The 21348-nt window shown below is 55.0% G+C and carries 13 protein-coding genes and 1 pseudogene; 4 read left to right on the forward strand and 10 right to left on the reverse strand.

Annotation, left to right across the window (positions count from 1 at the left end; genetic code table 11):
• The first annotated feature begins 30 nt into the window (after positions 1 to 30).
• Entirely contained in the window at positions 31 to 1473 is a 1443-nt protein-coding gene (gene cls / locus F1728_RS05850; RefSeq protein WP_155363318.1) for a cardiolipin synthase, read from the forward strand.
• A gap of 33 nt (positions 1474 to 1506) precedes the next feature.
• On the opposite strand, the gene F1728_RS05855 is transcribed toward cls, so the two are convergent.
• From F1728_RS05855 to F1728_RS05880, 7 genes and pseudogenes are all read right to left on the reverse strand, one after another.
• A complete protein-coding gene (locus F1728_RS05855) occupies positions 1507 to 2721 on the reverse strand; it encodes an anion transporter (protein WP_155363319.1) in 1215 nt (404 codons plus the stop codon).
• 145 nt (positions 2722 to 2866) lie between these two features.
• Entirely contained in the window at positions 2867 to 4291 is a 1425-nt protein-coding gene (locus F1728_RS05860; protein ID WP_145038581.1) for a DUF1501 domain-containing protein, read from the reverse strand.
• Positions 4292 to 4293: 2 nt separating this feature from the next.
• A complete protein-coding gene (locus tag F1728_RS05865; protein ID WP_155363320.1) occupies positions 4294 to 6567 on the reverse strand; it encodes a serine protease in 2274 nt (757 codons plus the stop codon).
• Between the two features lie 90 nt (positions 6568 to 6657).
• Positions 6658 to 8901, reverse strand: a complete 2244-nt coding sequence (locus tag F1728_RS05870; RefSeq protein WP_155363321.1) for a DUF1549 and DUF1553 domain-containing protein — start codon at positions 8899 to 8901, stop codon at positions 6658 to 6660.
• Positions 8902 to 9139: 238 nt separating this feature from the next.
• Positions 9140 to 9483, reverse strand: a pseudogene (locus F1728_RS32510) (DUF1501 domain-containing protein).
• Positions 9453 to 10610, reverse strand: coding sequence for a DUF1501 domain-containing protein (locus F1728_RS05875; protein WP_315853516.1), 1158 nt, complete (start codon positions 10608 to 10610; stop codon positions 9453 to 9455). Before F1728_RS05875 ends, F1728_RS32510 begins: the two are co-directional and overlap by 31 nt.
• A gap of 78 nt (positions 10611 to 10688) precedes the next feature.
• On the reverse strand, positions 10689 to 13826 hold the full coding sequence (locus tag F1728_RS05880; protein ID WP_155363322.1) for a DUF1553 domain-containing protein: 3138 nt from the start codon (positions 13824 to 13826) through the stop codon (positions 10689 to 10691).
• Between the two features lie 317 nt (positions 13827 to 14143).
• Here F1728_RS05880 and F1728_RS05885 point away from each other — a divergent pair, with 317 nt between their 5' ends.
• Positions 14144 to 15040 (forward strand): LysR family transcriptional regulator, encoded by an 897-nt coding sequence (locus tag F1728_RS05885; protein ID WP_149336473.1) that lies wholly within the window; start codon positions 14144 to 14146, stop codon positions 15038 to 15040.
• Positions 15041 to 15222: 182 nt separating this feature from the next.
• Entirely contained in the window at positions 15223 to 16662 is a 1440-nt protein-coding gene (locus F1728_RS05890) for a catalase (protein ID WP_155363323.1), read from the forward strand.
• Positions 16663 to 16729: 67 nt separating this feature from the next.
• Here F1728_RS05890 and F1728_RS05895 read toward each other — a convergent pair whose 3' ends face one another.
• The 3 genes from F1728_RS05895 to F1728_RS05905 form a co-directional block, all read right to left on the reverse strand.
• Positions 16730 to 17620, reverse strand: coding sequence for a slipin family protein (locus F1728_RS05895; RefSeq protein WP_155363324.1), 891 nt, complete (start codon positions 17618 to 17620; stop codon positions 16730 to 16732).
• A gap of 290 nt (positions 17621 to 17910) precedes the next feature.
• Positions 17911 to 18474, reverse strand: a complete 564-nt coding sequence (locus F1728_RS05900; RefSeq protein ID WP_155363325.1) for a 2OG-Fe(II) oxygenase — start codon at positions 18472 to 18474, stop codon at positions 17911 to 17913.
• 422 nt (positions 18475 to 18896) lie between these two features.
• Positions 18897 to 20060, reverse strand: a complete 1164-nt coding sequence (locus tag F1728_RS05905; RefSeq protein WP_155363326.1) for an AraC family transcriptional regulator — start codon at positions 20058 to 20060, stop codon at positions 18897 to 18899.
• A 193-nt stretch (positions 20061 to 20253) separates the two neighbouring features.
• Here F1728_RS05905 and F1728_RS05910 point away from each other — a divergent pair, with 193 nt between their 5' ends.
• Positions 20254 to 21342: a peptidyl-alpha-hydroxyglycine alpha-amidating lyase family protein gene (locus F1728_RS05910; protein ID WP_194242700.1), complete on the forward strand. Its 1089-nt coding sequence runs from the start codon at positions 20254 to 20256 to the stop codon at positions 21340 to 21342.
• Positions 21343 to 21348 lie beyond the last annotated feature (6 nt).

The following is a 21348-nucleotide window of genomic DNA, read 5'->3' on the forward strand; positions in this document are numbered from 1 at the left end:
CTGACTTACCTCTGAGAGAAAGAGACACCGATGAGCATCACCGGAATCGTGGTGGAGATTCACATCCTGATCGAGATTCTGGTGATCATTCGCGTCATTCTGCGACCGCATCGCGAACCAACGTCCCGCCTGGCCTGGATCGTGGTGATCGCCACAATACCAGTCGCCGGGATCCTGGCTTATCTGCTGCTCGGAGAGGTCAACATTGGTCACCGCCGCGTTACCCGCATGCAGCGGGTACTGGCAGGTCTGCCCCATTACTCTGCGCCCCGGGACACCTGTAATCATCCGGCACTCCCTTCTGTCCCCGAACGCTACGAGCACCTGTTCCGCGTTGGCCGTTCCATCAGCAATTTTGAACCGGCCGAAGGCAACCAGGCCCGTCTGCTGCCCGACTCGAATACTGTCATTGATGAAATGATCCGCGATATCGACGCTGCCCGGGATCATGTGCATCTGCTGTTTTATATCTGGCTCCCCGACAATAACGGCTGCAAGGTAGTCGAAGCCCTCAAGCGGGCCGCAGCCCGGGGTGTGAAGTGCCGGGCGATGGCGGACGGTCTGGGCTCACGCCTGATGATCAAGTCTGCGCACTGGCGCGAAATGAGCCAGGCGGGCGTCCATGTAGCCGTAGCCCTGCCCATCGGGAATCCCCTGAAGCGCATGCTGATTGGCCGCATCGATCTCCGCAATCACCGCAAGATTGTCGTTATTGATGGAGGCATTACCTACTGCGGCAGCCAGAACTGTTCCGATGCCGAATTTCGGATCAAAGCGAAATTCGCTCCCTGGGTCGATGCGGTCGTCCGGTTTGAAGGTCCCATTGCCCGCCAGAACCAATACCTGTTTCTCAGTGACTGGATGACCTATGTTGATGAAGACCTGTCTGACCTGCTCTCTGAACCAGTAACGCCATTCGAACACGGTCTTCCTGCCCAGGTGATCGGCACCGGTCCGACCGTGCGAAATTCGGCGATGCCCGAAATGTTCACAGCCCTGATTCACACATCACGCCGCGAACTGGTTATCTCGACCCCCTATTTCGTGCCTAACGAACCGCTGCAGGAAGCCCTGTGCGCGACCGCCTATCGGGGCGTCGATACCCGCATCATATTCCCGGCTCACAACGACTCCCGTTTCGTGGCCGCCGCCAGTCGCAGTTATTACCGGGAACTCCTGGAAGCAGGGGTGAAGATTTACGAATATACCGGCGGTCTGCTGCACGCCAAGACGCTGACCTTCGACGGGGAGATCACGTTAATCGGATCAGCTAATATGGACCGACGCAGCTTCGATCTGAATTACGAAAACAACATCCTGCTCTACGATCCGAAACTGACGACCGCAGTCCGGGGACGCCAGGAAGAGTACCTGGCCAGTGCGAAGGAAATCACCCTGGAAGATGTCACCAACTGGTCATTACCGCGTCGCTTCTGGAACAACACGGTCGCAATGCTTGGCCCCGTTTTATGAATGTCGGCTGAATTACTGGAAAGCTACCCCACTTCAGGTCACCAGCCAGAGCCAGCCTCCCGCGATCAGCAGGCTGCCCAGCGTGACGGGAATCCCGACTCTCGCATGTGTGCGGAAACTGATTTTGATTCCCACCTGCCGGGCTGCTTCCACCACAATGATATTCGCCACACTTCCGACGATGATGAAGTTACCCGCCAGGGTGCTGCTCAGGGCCAGTAACGCCCCCAGACTGCTGCCTTCTACGACCGGTAACAGCAACATGATTGCCGGGACATTGGAAACCAGGTTACTCAACACCGCCGTCCCCAGAAACAGAGGCACCGGTTCAGAAAGCGAGATCCCGGCGGCTTCGGTATGAGACATCAACCAGTCCATGCCTCCCGCCAGCTGGAATGCCTGATTGACAATGAACAGGCTGATAAACAGGACCAGCAAAGGCCAGTCGACCAGTCCCATCACGCTCCGGGAATAAAAAGTACGGCTGAGCAGGAGGATGCCGGCCGCACAAAGTGCCAACAGTTCCCGCGGCCAGGGAGCAAACATAAAGCACACAACCAACAGCAACAGAATTACGGTTCCCTTCAGAGTCTGCCAGCGATTGAAAGGGGGCTCCTCAGACGGAATGCTCTCCCCAGGAGAGACGATCCATTGATCCCGATACACTTTGACAATAATCCACCAGACCAGTGGCAGGCCAACCAGACAGGGTGGTGTCGCAATCAGCAGATATCGATTGAATGACAGCTGAAGTGATTCACCAATCAGGATATTCTGTGGATCGCCAATCAACGTGGCTGCACTGCCGATATTCGCTGCACAAGCCAGGGCCAGCAGAAACGGGACCGGATTGAGCCGTTTGTTGAGACACAGACGAGCCAGCAGTGGTGCAACTGCCAGACAGACAACATCATTCGTCAGAATCGCACTAAGTGCACCGGTCAGAGCAATCACCGCTGCCAGCAGTGTCGCGGGAGCCATGTCATACAGCACCACGCGCTGCAACACGTAGCCGTAAAAGCCTCCCAGCTGGAACTGGGCAGAGACGACCATCAATCCGAAAAGTAACGCCAGTGTTGGTACGTCGATCGAGTTGAGCGCCTGCTGCTCCGTAATGCCTTGTCCGGCCAAAAGAAGAATCGCTCCCAGTAGCGCAGCACCAGTGCGATCAACGCGCAGACCGGGGATGCCCCCCAGCAGCATGCTTAAATAGACGGCGATGTAAACCAGAATAACATAGGCAGTCATACGACTTGTCGATTTCCTCAGGACAATAAAGAGAGGATGATCACAAGTCGCAAGTCTACCCACTGCGCAGGACTGGCGACAGAGTCAGCAGACGCTACTTTGCGAAGAACGTGCAGTTCCAGCAACAGGACACAATGACAGGGAACTAACCCAGCAGTTCCGGAATCGGTTTGCCCTGGTCGGCGATAATGGGTGTCGGACGTCCGTTGAAATCTTCGATGAAGACGTTCGAGGAATCGATACCCAGATGGTGGTAAATCGTCGCCAGGAAATCGCCTGCGCCGCAGATGCGTTCGATAGAATCTTCACCCAGCTTGTCGCTGGCACCGATGAAGCGTCCGGTTTCGATGCCGCCACCTGCCCAGATATTAGAGAACGCACGTGGCCAGTGGTCTCGACCGGGCTGCTTGGTTCCGGCGGGAGCACTCGCGTTTCCTTCCCCGGTACTGGGCTGGTAATTCACCTTGGGAGTCCGGCCAAATTCACCTGTCACCACAACCAGCACTCGTTCATCCAGGCCCCGGTCGTAGATGTCTTCGATCAGAGCCGAGACGGCCTGGTCGTAAGCTTGTGCCCGGAAACGGAGGGCATCAAAGACGTGGTGATTCACGGCGTGGTCGTCCCAGTTATTCACGCGACCACAGAGGGGACCACTGAGGCTGGTCGAAATCACATCGACGCCCGCTTCTACCAGACGACGCGCCATCAGCAACTGCTGTCCCCAGGAGTTACGACCATAGCGATCGCGTGTCTTATCATCTTCCTTACTGAGATCAAACGCGTCTTTTGCCTTGGGATTGGTCAGCAGAGTCAACGCCTGGGCTTCGAATTCATCCAGTGCTTCGAGTTCCCCGGCCTGGTCGAAGGAGCGTTCCAGTGTATCCAGTTTTGCACGAAGATCGGCCCGTCGATCCAGCTGCTTCACCTCAGAGGCATTGGACAGACCGATATTAGGCACGCTGAAATTCGGCCTGTTCGGATCTCCGGATACCGTAAACGGACCATAGGCATCGCCCAGATAAGCCGCCCCGACTCTCTGTGATGAGAAGTTGATGCCGACATACGGTGGCAACGGATTTTCCCGCGGTCCCTGCTTTGAACGCAGATAATTCGTTACGCACATCCAGTCCGGATACTTGGGATTCGTTTTGTCGCGAATGTCTGTATCGCCGGTCAGCATCCGCAGTGTTCCCGCGGGATGGCCGGGACTGCCGTGACGCATGGAACGCAGCACGGTGAATTTGTCCGCAATCTTCGCCTGCATGGGCAGCAGTTCGGTGAAATCAATCCCCGGTACGCTGGTACGAATCGTATTGAATGGACCACGATACTCAACGGGAGCCGTTGGTTTCGGATCGTACGTGTCAATGTGCGAGCACCCACCCGGCTGCCAGACCATGATGACGGCCGTATTATCTTTTTTCTTCTGCACCGGACTGGCGGCCCGTAGACGCAGAATTCCAGGCAAGCTCAGTGAAGCAAAGCCAGCGAGTCCCATGCGGAGAAAGCCACGACGATTGACCGGTCCCGGACAGGGTTGAATCGATGAAGCATAAAAGTTGTCTGTCATCTCTATTGGGCCTTCTTAGCTGGATTGACACGAACACGAATCGGAGTGGAGACGATGATGTCGACGATATCTTTGGGCTTGGCGCGAGCAACGGCTGCTTTTAACTGTTTATCGGCTTTTGTGATGTCGCTCTGAGCTGCTTTTGCTTTAGCTGCCGCCTCTTTCGCTGCAGAATTTGCACCGGGACGTTCGGCATCAGGAGCAGACTCAGCAATTTTTGCGAGTTTATCTGCATTGGCAGACAGAGCTTCCGCTTCCAGCTTCGCCTGTTTGAGCCCTGCTTCTGCAAGAGCGACGCCGGTCGGATTTTCCCGATAGCGGGCGACGGCATAACCGTAAAATGCAATGTTGTATTCACCGGGAGCAGGTTTGAGCTTTGCCAGATCAAGCACTGCTTCGGAGCTGTCACCTTTCAGAGTGGCATCGAAGGCCGGATTGCCTTCAAATCCATCGCCGAAGGTCTTCAGAGTAATATTCGCCCCCGAGAAATCGCTGCGACGAATGTGCTTGAGCGGAATGGTCAGTTTTTCGCCAGCGGTGACTTCAAAGACTTTGTCTTCCGCGGGGGTAATCGTGATTGGAGCCTGTTCGGATTCAGTCACCGATACCGGAACGTCAGCCATCAGCCGTGGACTGGGAATTTCACTCCATGCGTTTTTGACCGGCCACTGCATTGAAGCCAGGTAACAGGGATGGCTTATCTCTTTACCATCAATGGTCGCTTTGCCGTAGAAGTTGGCGCTTGAGTATCCCTGGGGAGCATTTTCTTCAGCCGTAATCAGCATGATACCCCGTGACTTGCCTTTGGGAATCCTCACTCCGCTGGCGGTCACTCCCTCAGGCAGGTTATCCATGAAAAGTTCGATTTCGCCATCAAAGCCATCGCGGCGTACCACGACCACTTCGAAAGGCATCGTCGCTCCTCCACGCAGGGCGATGGGTTTGGAGAGCGCGTTGCGGTCTCCATTACGCAGATTCATATGCAACGCCCAGCCGACAATTGCGAAGTCGGGAGCTGCTTTGCGGATCACCAGGCGGTAAATATTTTTCGGATCGTTGCGGGTTCCCCCGAACAGGTCCCGAATCTGCAGCCGATGGACGCCATCCTGCTTAATGACCATCTTACCGAGGATATCGGACGAACCAGCGTTGTAGGGAGGTCCGTCATAAGAATAGCCGTTGCTGGAGACTTTGACCGGACTGGGAATGTCTTTCAGCTCGACCAGGTCGGTCCGCTTCTCATCTGCGCCGGTCCCGGTGACCTGCTGAACGACGATCGAAGGATCGGTAGGTCGCCCCAGACGTTCGGAAGCAACTTCCACCCACCAGACTTCCCCTTTCTTCGCATTGAACTCGAAGGTATCGACGTCGGCTGCGGGATAGAAGCTGCCGGTAATGTCACAGGGGAGCGTGATTTTCTGTGCTTCGGCGTGTTTGTTATTCGGTTCCGCTTCGGGAAGGATGTTGGCATCAGTCAGACCGGCGGGCGGCCAGGAAAACGCGCTCACAGATTGAATCGAAGGCAGCCGTTTTACAACCTCATCGGGCTGTACTGCTTTGACAGCCAGGCGATAAAAGTGATGCGGACCGCCATCGTAAGTCAGGCCGTGCACTTTAATCACATATTTTCCGGTCTGGGGAACTTTGAAATCGAGCATGCCCCCACGACGTTCAACAACCAGATCCATGCCACGCTCATTGGCAATGATAACGACCGGATTGAGTTTGGAATCGATTCCCTTAGCTGCACAATCGACGACAACCCGCTGCCCTTCTTTGGCCTCAAAGGAGTAGTAATCGATCTTACGGCTGGTCATGATGGCATTGCAGATTGAGTTCAGATCCAGTTGCATCGCTGATTCGAGTGAATCGTTCTTGCCGGGAGTCTGAACGGCTTCGGTCAGGTCTCCCACGTTGAAGGCACGTGACGTCGAAAGGCCAAGCCGGGTCATCACGCGGGCTTCATGAACACCTACCGGACAGTCTTTGGCAATCGTCACCACGTACTGATTGGCGATCGGCAGGCCATTTTTATCCAGCTTGGGTTCCGCGGTGATCCCGGGATGGGAAAAGTTGAGCTCTTCAGCATCATCAATATCTTCACCGGCAATTTTGATTTCGAACGTTGTGCCGGCCTGTCCGCCCATGGGCATCGTGGTCAGCAGACGCGGTGCGGGCAGGCAGACGGACTGTGCATTCGCGGTGGAAGCAGTCAGCCCCAGCGTGATGAGACAGATCCCCACAACGAGAGAAAGTTGCGGTTGAAGAGCTTTCATAATTCACGGCCTCTGGATACAGGGTTTTAATTGATTCGTCGTTTTCAGGTCGCGCTGCTGACAGATTACCAGTTGATAAAATTCGGCTGCCTAGTGATTGAACAGAAACTCCTTCGTGTTCATCAAGGCCCAGATCAGATCCTGAAAATCTTTGTTGGTCGGTTTTTTCTTTGCATCCGCTTTTGTTTTTCCATCTTCGACCGGAGTCGTCAGAAATTCGATCGCGGTTTGAAGTTCTTCGGGACGAGGCTCACGCGAAAAAGCAGCCATGTAGAGCTCTTTTACCCGGGCTTCGATGGGCTCGTCTTCTTTCGCCAGCTGAGCGGCTCGACCACCACCGGCTGCCAGCTTCGACTTGACCTCGTTCGAATTCATCAGGTGCAGACTCTGCGCCAGACTGGAAGTCTGTTCCCGCTCGCATTCACAGACGGAAGCACTGTTGGGACGACCGAAGACTTTCAGAAACGCTGAGGAATTAGTGTAACTGTTATCGGGTAAGGCAATCGCCCGGGTCCCCGGCGGCAGGTTCGCGAATGAACTTGTCGACCCGGCCAGGTCATCGATGGAATCGAGCATAACCTCGGCCTGCAGTCGTCGTGGATAGAATCGCGAATAATTCTGCCGATCATGCAGATTGTATTCGTTGGGCATCGAACTCAACTGATACGTATGTGACTGGGTAATCACCTTCACCAGTGCCTTCAGATCGAATCCGGACTTAATGAAATGCTCTTCCAGAGCAGCCATCAGTTCCGGGTTCGAAGGGGGATTGGTATCCCGAATGTCATCCTCGGGTTCAATCAAGGCCCGCTTGAAGAAATGCTTCCAGTAGCGGTTCACCAGGGCCTTCGCGAAGAAGGGATTCTCCGGGGAACTCATCCAGTTGACCAGTTTCAGACGGGGATCTTCATCGGGTGAAATCTCGCCCACAGAATCACCCAGGGCGACAGGCTTCAGCATTTCACCTGATTTAACATTCTTTGCCTGAGCCACACCCCGCTGGTGGAAGATCAGGTCTTCTCCCTGAACGCCGGTGGGCTTACGACCAATCTGTGAGAAGAACGCGGCCAGACCGTAATAGTCGTCCTGGCTCCAACGTTCGAACGGATGGTGGTGGCACTGAGCACACTGCATGCGTACTCCCAGAAACAGCTGGGCGATATCTTCGAGCTGTTCCTTGGGGTCCTTAACCCGTTTGTACCAGGCGACTGGTGGATTGCTGACGACGGTTCCGGTTGCGCCCAGCAGTTCGCGAACAAGTTGATCGTAGGGCACGTTGGCCAGCATGCTGTCACGGATCCAGGCATGGAAAGCGAAGTTTGGAGTAATATCGCTGGCGGCGTCCCGACGGTTTTTGAGGAGCGGAGTCCATTTGGATGCGAAGTAATCCGCATAGTTTGGGCTCTGCAGCAGACGCTCTACAAGTTTGTCCCGCTTGTCGGCTTCGGTACTGGCCAGGAATGTTTTTGTTTCTTCTTCTGTGGGAAAACGACCACAGATATCAATCGTCACCCGGCGAAGGAAGGTTGCATCGTCACAAACTGGTGAAGGAGGAATGCCCAGCTCTTTGAGGTTGGCAAACACATGTTGATCTATGAAATTCTTTTCGCTGGGTACTTTCTGAATCGGGGCGTTGAGGGGGATCGCTGCGGTGAAGACCGCGATCTTTCCCTGGTAACGAACCATGATGGCGACTTTACCCGGGATGTCGTTGACTTTGACAAGCCCTTCTTCGTCGACGTCCGCCATCGATTTGATGTTGGATTCATATAACGCGGTGTGCGTCACGTTACGGGTCGAGCCGTCGGAATATTTGGCGATGGCCTTGAGCTGCTGTTTTTCGCCCATCTCAACCAGGCCGCGTTCGGGCTGCACTTCGACGGAGACCAGTTCCGGCTCAGCGCCGGTCTTCCATTTCGCACCTTCTTCAATCCAGCGCTGAATCAGCCGATAGCCATCGGAATCCCGATTCAGCCGCTTGCCGCCACCATGTGGTGTTTCGTTGGTCGCTTTGGTCAGCAGCAGACTCTGGGTAGGTGCAACGGGAAACAGACGTCGTCCGTGTGCTTCCTTAACCAGACTGTCGTAATCTTCAAGCGGTTCGAATCCCAGCAGCGAGAGCTGAAAACCATTCTGGCCTCCTCCCGCTTTCGCGTGACAGGTTCCCATGTTACAGCCTGCTTTCGTCAGGATGGGAATTACATCATTCACAAAACTGACCGGCTGTTTTACGTCTTCCGCACGGGTGGCACTACTGAGATAAAGTGAGGCCAGCAGAAGAGTCAAAGCGAAAAATAACCGACGCGTCGATACTGCTTGAGGCAAGATATTCATGGCGGCTCTGATTGGGGTGGGATTGAGTATTGGAGGGATGCTTAATATAGCGCTATCTCTATATAAAACCTTACTAATGTGAATCGACACTGTCAATATTTAAGTTTAATTAAGTACTTGAACTTTCCCTTGTTTCCGTCACTGAGGCAAACGGAAAATGAGCGGAAAAATCGACCCGCTGATCGATATTACCCGCTCACGTACGGATTTAACGAGATGTTGCCGAAACGCCTCAGCTTCAGGCGTCATTTCCGACGGTTGGCACTGGTTTGTTCAGGATCTCGGACACGATCCGGGCTGGACGGTTATTAGTAATCATTTGCTCCTGCCCATTATAGAAGAAGAGCAACTTCTGATGATCGAGACCAAACAGACGCATGATGGTCGCCTGGAAGTCGTTGGGGGTGACCACATTCTCGACTGCTTTGTGGCCGAATTCGTCGGTTTTGCCGAAAGTCATCCCTTGTTTGATTCCGCCCCCGCCAGCCAGATGCTGAAGCCCTGCCCGTTGTGATCGCGGCCCGCCTTCTTGGGATCGCCATGGTCCTGTGTTACAGGCAGACGACCAATTTCTCCCCCCAGTGGACCAGTGTGGAATCCAGCATCCCGCGCTGTTTGAGGTCTTTAACGAGTGCCGCCGCCGGTTGATCGGTGCGACCACAGATCGCAGGCAGCCCCGTAATGATACTGCTGTGATTGTCCCACGGCTGACCTCCCAGGAACAGCTGCACGAACCGGACGCCCCGCTCTACCAGTCGCCGGGCAATCAGACAGCGGGTACCGTAGTCGCGTGTCTTGGGATTGTTCAAGCCGTACATTTCCTGAGTCGCCTGCGTTTCCTGTGACAGGTCGAGTGCTTCGCGGGCTGCGGTCTGCATCCGCGCTGCAAGTTCGTAGCTGGCGATACGTGCTTCAAGGTCAGACTCGTGCGGATGCTGCTCATAATGTTTGCGGTTCAATGACTGCAGCAGTTCCAGGTTCTGTGCCTGAAGATCTCCCTGCAGATGCGCGGGTGCATCCAGGTTCAGAATCCGCGGCTCTTTGGGCCGCAGTACGGTTCCCTGGAACAGCGAAGGCATGAACCCGTTGGACCAGTTGGTCACGCCGTCCACAGGCAGTCCACCGGGATCGGTGAGTACCATGTACGCCGGCAGGTTCTGCGATTCCGATCCGAGACCGTAAACCAGCCAGGAACCGAGATTCGGTCGTCCGACAACGCCGGGAATGCCACCGTGAAAATAACGGATGGAAACTTCGTGACCGTTGGCCCCGGTGTGCATCGAACGGATCAGGCAGATATCGTCGGCGACCTCCCCGAGGTGCGGCAGCAGTTCTGAAAGCTCGGTGCCACATTCACCATGTTTGCGAAATTTCCAGGGACTGCCCAGCAGTTTCTTACTGGCTTCATTCACGAAGCTGTATTGAATGTCCCCTTTGAAATCGGTGCCGCTGTACTTGGACAGCTCCGGCTTGGGATCGGTCAGATCCATGTGCGCCGGTCCGCCGTGCTGGAACAGCGAGATCATCGCTTTGGCCTGCGGTACCAGCGGTGCAGGTTTTGGCTTCAGGTCGAAGTGTTCCTGTTCCGCGGTCACGCTTTTGGGGCGTGCCTGGGCCTGCTCCTGGTTCAACAGCCAGGCCAGGGCAACCGAGCCAATCCCCATCGCATTTTCTGCCAGAAACTGTCGTCTGCTGAAAAACTGTGTCATCAGTAACTCACCTGATTGAAAGGAGTATCTGCACTGGCATCGCACGAACATTCTACACCGCGATGCAGCAGCAATTTACTAATCGATGTATAAAAACTCGTTGGAACTCATTAGAGTCTGGCAGAGATTGGTCATCGTCTGCCGAACCGGGGTAACCCCCTTGGGCAACTGATCGGGATGCTGCTGCAGCCAGGCCAGCTGGTTTCCAATGAAGCGGATCACCATCTGCAATTCGTCGTCCGTTGGTTTGCGACAATAAGCCAGTTCAAACGCGTACGAGGCCTGAGCGGGCAGACTTTTCTGCGGTGGTTCCGGCCCGCGAAACTCGGCTGCCGAATCCCATTTGAAAGTCGGACCGCCTTCTGCCTTGAGCGTCAGCTGCAGGCCCCAGGAGAAAGAATCGAAGCCGGTATCACCATTGCAGCCCGTAATAAAATCAATCGTGTCTCCCTGTTGCACAGCCAGTGAAGCCACGTTTGTATCAGCGGCACCGTGATGCACTTTCCACTCACCAGCCAGACCGGAACGACTGGAAAGAACCAGCGCCTGGACGCCGTCCCCGTTTTCGTTTCCATGCTGCAGCTTGCCTGTGACAGACAGCGTGCCCGATGCGGGCGCGGTCCAGCGACGGACTGCGGCATATTTCGTAGCGGGATGTCCCCCGCCGGCATTCAGAGTGACCCAGCCCAGCTGAGGATCGGGCAGTTTAGGACCTCCCTGCCAGCTGGATCCGGTCCAGTGCGGCAGTGGTGTAAATTCACTGGCCAGCGATTTCGTGTCGGCCAGACTGCGATAGCCATAACTCCAGACGGGCTTCGCCGTCGCGGGGAGTGCTGGCAGCTGGGCCAGAGTTTCCGGTTTCAGTTCGGGTGCTTCACTGGCCAGTTTTTCTGCCAGCTTGCCGGATTGTGACAGGATAAAGCTCCCGTTCATCAGCATCAGCGACTGAGTCGCCACGGTCGAACTGGAGCGACGCTCACAGTTGGTTTCCATCACAGGCGCATCGAAGGTCTGCAGCATGCCGACCGGCTGACTGCGGCGGGCCATGACATACAGGCTGCGGCGATGCTGCTCGCCCGACACCACGATCTGGCCGAAGTCGTCTTCTTTAATACTGACCGGTGCACCATACAGCTGCTCGTCGAGTTGACCGGTCACCTTCAACATCCGGTCGCGGATCGTTTCCGCTTCGAGTCGCAGGATCGGCTTCCGCCAGTAGTAATGGTTGTCCGGATCAATCGATTCCTTACTGGGATCGGGGGCTCCCTCCTGACGATACGCAGTGGAGAGCATGATGGTTTTATGCAGTTTCTTCAGATCCCAGCCCTGTGCCATGAACTCAGCAGCCAGCCAGTCCAGCAGTTTTTCATGGGTGGGGCTCGCTCCCAGTTTTCCGAACTCACCCGGGGTCGCCACGATGGCCCGTCCAAAGTGATGCATCCAGAAACGGTTAACCAGAACGCGGGCCACCAGGGGATGTTCGCCGTTGGTCAACCAGCGGGCAAAGGCCAGCCGCCGACCCGTCGTCGGAAGAGACGCATCGTTTTCCGGGAACAGCTGCTGTTGATCCGGCGGGGAGACCACTTTCAAACCTCCCGGTTTGATCTCCTGCTGAGGCTGACGGTAATCGCCCCGATGAAACAGCTTTGTCACCGGTACATGATTGGGAGGCTCAACGGCGACCCGCAGAAATTCTTCGACCGGTTTCTTCTGGCGAATCTCTGCGATCTTCTTGTCGAACTCCTGCATCTCTTCTCGGGATTTCGGAATATACTGATACAACACGCCGGGCGTGATATTCACACTCGGGTGTTTCTTGAGCAGCTCATTCTGTTCTGCGGTCCGCTTGGCCTTGGGCGTGTCGTAGGCAGCCTTCAACTGTTCGCGGAGCGGTGATTCATATTTCTTGAGCTCCGTCTCCAGCGCCTGTGCCATATACTTGGCCTGTACTTCATTTTTCTCAGCCAGCACCTTCTGTGCTTCCGCTTCGACCTTGGCTGCCTCTGCACGATCAGCTGCGGTATAGAGCGAAATCCGTCGCTGCTGCGGCGTCTGCCATTTCTGCCAGTCAAAGGTGGGTTCAAAGATCGCCCGCAACGCGAAGTAATCGGACTGCGGAATGGGATCGTAGCGGTGATCGTGACACTGCGCACATGCTACACTCAACCCCAGCAGTGAAGAGCCCACAATTTTCATCGTGTCGGCGATCACCTGGTTGCGTGCTTCCGGGTTATTACTGCCACTCCCGGTTCCGTCGGCGGCCATCCGCAGAAATCCGGTCGCACTGAGCAGTTCGATCTGCTGCGGAGTCAGGTCCCCTTCTCGCTTGCCCGCCAGTTCGTCTCCCGCCAGCTGTTCGGTGATAAACTGATTGAAGGGTTTGTTTTCATTGAATGATTTTATGACATAGTCGCGGTACTTCCAGGCCCAGGGACGGACATCATCTTTAACCGTGTAGCCTTCCGAGTCTGCATAGCCGGCGACATCCAGCCAGTGACGCGCCCAGCGTTCCCCGTAGTGAGGCGAAGCGAGCAGTTCATCCAGCAGACGTTCATACCAGCCCTCCGATTGATCCGCGAGTGCTTTCTGCATCTCCGCGGGACTGGGGGGCAGTCCCAGCAAGTCAAAGTAAGCCCGTTTGATCAGCGTGCGTCGATCGGTATCCGGCGAGAAAGTGAGTCCCTCGGGCATCGCCTGCAAGAGCAAAGCATCGATGGGAGTCCGCACTCGGCGATTCTCTTTTACTTCCTGAGAGAGCTCGGGACGTTTAATCGGCTGGAAGGCCCAGTAGGCACGTTCTTCAGGTGTGATGCCTAACCCGACCCCAATCGATTCGGGTTCGGGACGCGCGGTCTTCGCACCGGCGGCGATCCAGCGTTTGAGGATTTCAATTTCGTGTTTCGGAACGCGGGCTTCGCCGGGAGGCATATCGCCACTTTCAATACGCTCCATCAGATAACTCTCATCCGGTTTCCCGGGGATGATCGATTCTCCCGAATCGCCACCTTTGATCAGGAAACGGACCAGCCGCAGATCGAGTCCCCCTTTGAGGTCCTTGGTCGCGCCGTGACAGTCATAACAGTGGGCGCGGAAGATGGGTCGAATATGTTCTTCGTACGTCAGCTGCTCCGGCTGCGTTGTCTCTGCAGAAACGGTCGTCGCCAGAGCCGTCAGTAGTGGCAGAATGAGACAGATGCGTTTCAATCCAGTAGTCATCAAAAACTCCGTTGGAGTGAGCATGGTGGGAACTCGCTTACGCAAGGTGGGATCTCTCTATTAATGGTAATTCACAGACGGATAACATGCAATGATCTTGATATGTTCATCTGCTGCAGACCATCCATTAATATCGACGAACTTCCCCAGTGGAATCGAACCTCAACACACTATTATACCATGATTTATGCAGTTCCGTCCGGAAAGTTCGCCCGGTTTACCAGCGATAAAGATCCAGCCGGTTCTCCATGCATTTCATTCATGGTCGACACACCATACAATGCGAATATCACATTAACGTGCGGAGACATGCATCAATGGAAGTCGATCAGTTACGCTATTTTCTGAGGGTCGCAGAGCGGGGAAACTTTACCCGGGCGGCGGAAGAACTGAATATTTCTCAGCCGGCCCTGAGCCGCTCGATCCAGAAACTGGAAGAAGAACTGGGCCAGCCGGTCTTCGAACGCAAGACCCGCTCGGTCGCCCTCACCGACGCCGGCACCCTGCTCCAGTCACGAGCGCAGCAGATTCTGGCTTTGATTGAAGATACCAAAGCCGAGATCTCGGATGATGGCCGCAGTGGCCAGATTCGCATCGGGGCAATCCCGACTATCGCCCCGTTCTTTCTACCGGACCTGCTGCGACAGTTTTCCACCGAATTCCCGGCGGCCTCGATTATCGTGCAGGAGGACACCACAGACCATTTACTGAAGCGGTGTACCCAGGGAGAAATCGACCTGGCCATCCTGGCGTTGCCAGTACCAGCGAAATATCTGGAGGTTGAAGAGCTGTTTCAGGAAGAACTGCTGCTGGTTCTACCGCCCGATCATCCACTGGTCAACAAACCGCAGATTCGTCTGAACGATATTAAAGCGCTCCCGTTCGTGTTGCTCGATGAAGCGCACTGCCTGTCTGATAATATTGTCTCGTTCTGCCGTCAGCGTTCGTTTCATCCGGTGGCCGTCGAACAGACGAGCCAGCTGGCAATGGTGCAGGAACTGGTCTCGCTTTCGCATGGCATTTCGATGGTCCCACAGATGGCACGCAAGCTGGATCAGAGTGACCGCCGCGTTTATCGTTCCATGAGCGGTATCAAACCGGTGCGTAAAATCGCGATGGTCTGGAATCCGTATCGCTTTCAAAGTCGCCTGCTGCAGGCATTCCAGGAACGTCTCAGAACATACGCCAGGCAACAGGATGCCTGTCCCAGTTGAAGTCAGACAAGGTATTCACCTCAGACAACAGATCATGCACGCCGGTTATCGCAACTATACGTAGATTGTATTAGACACGCTGATCACAGCCCAATATAGTTCAGTAATGAGAGTTCTATTGAATCACTTTCATATTTTTCAGCAGACAATTCGCTATTAAAATCCTTTCAAGGAGTGACACGATGAATCAGAAGCCGACGCTGACTACCACCGGCGGTGCCCCTGTTCCCGATAATCAGAATTCCCTCACCGCAGGCCCGCGCGGACCAGTGCTGCTGCAGGACTACCAGCTGCTTGAAAAGCTCGCGCACCAGAACCGGGAGCGGATCGCCGAACGCGTTGTGCATGCGAAAGGCTGGGGCGCGTATGGCACACTGACCATCGAAGGCGACATCAGCAAATACACGAAAGCCAAAGCACTGCAGCCCGGCACCAAAACTGAAATGCTGGCCCGCTTCTCCACCGTGGCCGGCGAAGCGGGTGCCGCAGATGCAGAACGGGACGTCCGCGGCTTCGCCCTCAAGTTCTACACCGAAGAGGGCAACTGGGATATGGTCGGCAATAACACGCCGGTTTTCTTTGTACGCGATGCCTACAAGTTTCCCGATTTCATCCACACCCAGAAACGGCATCCCAAAACAAACCTGCGCTCTCCCACTGCAATGTGGGATTTCTGGTCACTCTCACCCGAATCACTGCACCAGGTGACGATTCTGTTTTCAGACCGGGGCCTGCCCACTGACGTACGGCACATGAACGGTTACGGCAGCCACACTTACAGTTTCATCAACGAGAAAAACGAACGCTTCTGGGTCAAGTTCCACTTCAAAACGCAGCAGGGACACAGGCACTGGACCAACGAGGAAGCGGAAGAGGTAGTCGGCAAAACCCGTGAAAGTACGCAGGAAGATTTGTTCTATTCCATTGAACAGGGTGAGTTCCCCAAATGGAATTTTCAGGTACAGATCATGCCTGAGACCGATGCGGATGAAACGCCTTACAACCCGTTTGACCTGACAAAAGTCTGGCCGCACGGCGATTACCCGCTGATACATGTCGGCACGCTGGAACTGAACCGCAATCCCGAAAACTATTTCGCGGAGATCGAACAGGCGGCCTTCTCTCCGTCGAACGTGGTGCCCGGCATTGGCTACTCCCCAGACAAGATGCTGCAGGCCCGCGTCTTCTCCTATGCCGACGCCCACCGGCACCGCCTGGGCACGCATTATGAAGCCCTGCCCGTCAACGAGCCGCGGTGCCCCGTGCATCACTACCACAAAGACGGCGCAATGCACTTCAAATCGAACGGCTGCCCCGTGGACGCCTATTACGAACCGAACTCCTTCAACGGACCGGTCGAACGTCCCGATGTCGCTGAGCCGCCTCTGCAGATTTCGGGAGATGCAGACCGCTACGATCACCGCGAAGGCAACGACGATTACTCACAACCCCGTGCCCTGTTCAATCTGTTCGACGACGGACAGAAATCGCGACTGTTCTCCAACATCGCCGCCGCCATGCAGGGCGTACCCCAGGAAATTGTCGACCGCCAGCTCAAACACTTCGAACTGGTCGACCCGGCGTATGCTGCCGGCGTGCGGGACGCGTTGAACGCTTCCTGATTGAGAACTGTCTAAAAAACAGAAACTCTCCTCCCGATGGTTTCTCGTCAGGAGGGGAGTTTTCAATTCAGGAACTGATCTCCCTGGTTTCCGCCTGCTGATAACTCAGACCATGGCGGTCAAAACCTAGATAGAGTCGCGCGTTGGCATTGACTGCCAGATCGCGTAACGTTTCCAGTTCGGCCAGTCGCAGCAGCGCCGGATGTCCTTCCAGCGTTGCGGCTGCTGTTGCCCGTTCTTCATATGCCCGGGCTTCCGCTTCGGACTGAATCCGGAGTGCTTCGGCTTCCGCCTGCTCTTTGAGCTTACGGGCTTCTGCTGCCGCCTCCGCTTCCCGACGGGTCGCTTCCGCCATTGACTGTGACTGGATCTGCTCGACTTCCGCCCGCGTACGGGCATCGACAAGCTGTGCCTGGCTGTTACGTTCTGCAGCCAGTACGCGATTCATGATTTCCTGCAGATTCCCCGGAAAGAGCAGGTCTTTCACATCCGCCCGCTTGATGCTTACACCATAGCCGCCGGCAGACTCGCTGACATCAGACAGGATCTCTTCACTCAACTGATTTCGGTTCGTGAGGATCTCCTCCAGCGTCATCGAAGCCAGCGAACGGCGTGCCGCCAGTTGGACGTCGGTATAAATCCGGTCTTCGTAATTGTCGACTGTATGCACGGCCGCCTGGGGATCGTTCACCCGATACTGCACCAGGATACTCACACGAATAGCCACTTTATCAGCCGTCAGAATTTCCTGTCCCTTGATCGTCAGTTCGCGCTCACGCACATCGACCAGCAGACATTCCACGATCGGCTGCTTCGTTCCCCAAAAGCGTTTCGGCGGAATTTCATAACGGCCCGCTTCGAGCACCTTGGTGAGTTTACCGTCTTCGTACCACAGGCCGCGATGTGTGTTCTTGATAATGAACTCACGACCTGCTTCATTAAAATATACCTGAAACATGACTTCTTCCTTTTTTTACTGTTGTCATTTGTATCAAAAGCCCCGGAGCGGCACCGATGTGGAGAACGACCTTCCAGATCTGGCAAATCTGAGCGTCTAGTCCGAGAGGATACGCAGGAACCATATGATTGTTCGCTCCTGATACCGCCGAGGCGAAATAGCCTGCCCAGAAATTGAACCTGGTCCACCAGCTTCAGAGGCTGACATGCACCCATCACACCCACAGGCTAAAAATTATTTGTATAGAATGGAATAGGACCGGTGGGGAGCCGGTCCCTTTTCCACCTTTATCATTTGTCAGGCACGGCAAAGATGACATCCGAACGCAGCGCGTACTTGATGCCCGTCTGCACCATGTTACCTGAATGATAAAGTTCGTGCGGAAAGATCACGGCCAGTCCGGTTTCCGGTACGACCTGATTGTGATCAAACGTGGTTTCCCCACCCGTATACTCGTTGTTGAGATAAAACAGCACCGTGTAAAACGTCCGGCGGGTTTCGCTCCATTCGTAGGCAAAGTCTTCATGCCGACGGAACTGTTCGCCCGGCAGATATTTGTAACAGCGCAGCACTTCATTCAGTCCGCTCGGCTGGAACTCAGCCAGGGGTGAACTCAGATGCGGATACGGGGCGAATCCATCCGTATAAACGTCTGTCAAAGCGGGAACATGCTGCTGCAGACGCTGCCAGTAAGTGTCTGCCAGTTCCTGATCCGTGAAGACGCAACGGGCGCGGACCACGCGGTCTCGATCGCCGGAGAGCTGTTCTTTAAAGCCCTGCTGTTCCAGACGTTCGATGAGCGCAGCACATTCTGTCGCGCTGAGGAAGTTTCTTACCTGGATAATGCGTCTCATCGGTCTCTCTCATTTTGCTTTCTCGATCGGCGAATTAGCTCTGATTATTTTAAAAGAATGGACCGGAGGGGAATCGAACCCATCACATAGACTTTGCAAAAGTCCATCGCCGCCCTTGGTACATGCCAGCCCTGAAAATAGAAATAGCAGAGCCCGGAATCGAACCGGGTATTCCAACCTTATGAGAGTCGGCCGGGCACCTGCCCCTCTGCGTCAATGTGCGTGATCATGATGAATCAGTCTCGATGAAGATCGCAACTCGCCAGAAGAGGACAGGAATTCGGAAGCGTGTGGCTCTCAGACCCCACAACGAACAACAGGCTGAAAATCAAAACAACACGCGGGTTGTTCAGAATCCAGCAGAAAGACGCAGTGACACCCTTTCAGGTTCGCAGACAGCGGCCGATTTTCAGAATTAAATATCAATCAGCGTGGGAACGTGACTGACGCCGGTACTGTGTGGGAGTCTGATCCCGTTCGCGACGGAAGACCTGATTCATGACCTCGGTACTGGAGAATCCTGCAGCCCGGGCGATGCGAGGCATGGGCCAGTCGGTATCACGCAACAAATCCTGCACGCGTATCAGCCGAATACGCCGGATCTCAGCGGCAGGCGTGCGTCCCAGATGACGTTGAAAACGCTGCTCCAGTGCACGTCGTGAGACAGGCACTTTTTTGAGTACGTCGGACACATCAATGGGAGTCGTCGCGGATTCCCGGATATAACGGACCGCTGCGGCCAGCAGTGGATCGTCGAAGGCCACCGTATCCGTCGATCTGCGTTCGACCACACCCAGTGCTGGAACCAGCCGGACCGAACGAGAGACGTTTTTTCCACTCAATAACAGATCAAGCTGCTCCGCGGCTTCATACCCCACTCGTCGAGGATCGGCATCGATACAGGAGAGTGGTGGATTCGAAATCTCAGCCAGCAGCGGATCGTCTTCGCCACAGAGTACTGCTACCGATTCAGGCACATTAAAACCGCACGACCAGCAGGCATCGGTCACTGCGTAGGCACTTTCGATATCGGCTGCAAAAATCCCGACCGGCAGCGGCAGCGAATTGAGCCAGTGTTTCATTTCAGAAAACGTCGGCTGTTTGCGTGCACGTCCGCCTGCACTGAGTGTGTGCAACATGGCACAGGTGTGTCCGTGTGAATTCAAGCGTTCCCTGAATCCCAGACCACAGGTATCGGTGTAATGCGGTTGTGTCACCAGTCCCAGGTAGGCGAAATGATTGAAGCCGCGTTCCAGCAGATAATCCGCGGCCCAGCCACCGACCAGATGCTCATCCGCAACGACCTGAGAAAAAGGAAAACCGGAAACCACACTTCGCGAGACGTTAATCACAGGCACACCCAGTTTCTGCAATTCACGGGCCTGGGAACGCTGTGTCACCCGCGCAATCACGCCGTCCGGCTTCCAGTGCTGTGGAATCCGCCAGCGTTCCCGCACGCCGCGTGGCTGGACGAGCAGACTCCAGCGTTGATGCTCCTGCGCGTATTGCACCACGCCTCGAATCAACTGAGAGCTGAAACCGGTCGAAGTATTAATTTGCAATGCCACGCGGGGAGCCGCACTCATGTCGTCACCTGTTGCTGACTGCGCATATCCTAAAGACTTTTGCGCATTTTATCATAGAGAACAGACAGTGCCATAGGCTAGTGTGAATAAAACCAGAGTGCAGGACTTTTTGATGTCTGTTCCTCGCTCCTGCAGTTTCAGGACCACTGAGTCTGCATTGATTCTAATTGATGAGAAAGGACCTTCATTCGCCATGTTCCAGCTTCGTCCTCGAACCGGTTTGCACTTCTTTTTTCTGAGTACGTTCATCCTCTACCTCGCTGTTGTCAGTCAGTCTGAACTGTTCGCTCAGAATCCCGGCTTTGCCAAAGAGCCGGTGATTGTCGAATATGATGTCGATCCCGCCTGGCCGCATTACCCCGAGCATGTCAGCAAAAAAGGCTGGGTATCAGGGCTGGCTGTCGATGATCAGGATCAGGTCTGGTTCTTCAAGAAAGGTCCGGATCCGGTGCAGGTCTATACCGCCGACGGCAAGTTTGTACGAACCTGGGGCAAAGACAATTTCGTTAACCCGCATCAGTTGCGCATTGATCATGCAGGAAATATCTGGGTCACCGACTTCGGTCTGCACATCGTGCAGAAATATACTCCGGAAGGAAAACTGCTGATGACGCTGGGTGTGCGGGGCGAGAAGGGACAGGATGAAACGCACTTCAACATGCCGACCGATATGGCTATCACCAGGTCGGGCGACATTTTCGTAACGGACGGCTACGGCAACCGGCGGATCGTGCATCTGGACAAAAACGGGAAGTTCATCAAAGCCTGGGGAGAGTATGGATCCCAACCAGGGCAATTTATTCTGCCTCATGCGATCGTCGTTGACTCCCAGGGAAAACTGTATGTCGCCGATCGTAACAGCGGCCGTATCCAGATTTTCGATCAAAAGGGTCAATTCCTCGACCAGTGGAGTGGCCTATTGATGCCCTGGGGACTTTCAGTGACTGCGGATGACGATCTCTGGATCTGTGGTTCATCACCGCACTGGTGGAAACGACATGGCAAATACCCGGAGTACAAGGACCAGCTCTTCCTGAAACTCGCAAACGACGGACACGTGAAAAGCCTGTGGACGATTCCCCTGGGAGATATCGGCGAGGACAAAAACAATCCCAAAGTCTCACGGCTCAAGCCCGGCGAAGCAGTCGGGGTGCACTGCATCGCCCAGGATTCGAAAGGCAACGTCTACGTCGGAGACATTTATGGCGAACGGGCACAGAAATTCATTCCGATTACCAAACGCTCTGAAGAAGCAGACAGTACCGATCCTGGACCACAGTAACGAGAG

The organism is Gimesia benthica (assembly GCF_009720525.1).
In the GTDB taxonomy this organism is placed as follows: domain Bacteria; phylum Planctomycetota; class Planctomycetia; order Planctomycetales; family Planctomycetaceae; genus Gimesia; species Gimesia benthica.

Excerpts from the sequence above, each read along its gene's own strand:
- cls (WP_155363318.1), top strand. The coding sequence starts at position 31 with ATGAGCATCACCGGAATCGTGGTGGAGATTCACATCCTGATCGAGATT.
- F1728_RS05905 (WP_155363326.1), bottom strand. The coding sequence starts at position 20,060 with ATGAGTGCGGCTCCCCGCGTGGCATTGCAAATTAATACTTCGACCGGT.
- F1728_RS05890 (WP_155363323.1), top strand. The coding sequence starts at position 15,223 with ATGAATCAGAAGCCGACGCTGACTACCACCGGCGGTGCCCCTGTTCCC.
- F1728_RS05860 (WP_145038581.1), bottom strand. The coding sequence starts at position 4,291 with ATGACAGACAACTTTTATGCTTCATCGATTCAACCCTGTCCGGGACCG.
- F1728_RS05895 (WP_155363324.1), bottom strand. The coding sequence starts at position 17,620 with ATGTTTCAGGTATATTTTAATGAAGCAGGTCGTGAGTTCATTATCAAG.
- F1728_RS05900 (WP_155363325.1), bottom strand. The coding sequence starts at position 18,474 with ATGAGACGCATTATCCAGGTAAGAAACTTCCTCAGCGCGACAGAATGT.
- F1728_RS05875 (WP_315853516.1), bottom strand. The coding sequence starts at position 10,610 with ATGACACAGTTTTTCAGCAGACGACAGTTTCTGGCAGAAAATGCGATG.
- F1728_RS05880 (WP_155363322.1), bottom strand. The coding sequence starts at position 13,826 with ATGACTACTGGATTGAAACGCATCTGTCTCATTCTGCCACTACTGACG.
- F1728_RS05910 (WP_194242700.1), top strand. The coding sequence starts at position 20,254 with ATGTTCCAGCTTCGTCCTCGAACCGGTTTGCACTTCTTTTTTCTGAGT.
- F1728_RS05870 (WP_155363321.1), bottom strand. The coding sequence starts at position 8,901 with ATGAATATCTTGCCTCAAGCAGTATCGACGCGTCGGTTATTTTTCGCT.
- F1728_RS05885 (WP_149336473.1), top strand. The coding sequence starts at position 14,144 with ATGGAAGTCGATCAGTTACGCTATTTTCTGAGGGTCGCAGAGCGGGGA.
- F1728_RS05855 (WP_155363319.1), bottom strand. The coding sequence starts at position 2,721 with ATGACTGCCTATGTTATTCTGGTTTACATCGCCGTCTATTTAAGCATG.
- F1728_RS05865 (WP_155363320.1), bottom strand. The coding sequence starts at position 6,567 with ATGAAAGCTCTTCAACCGCAACTTTCTCTCGTTGTGGGGATCTGTCTC.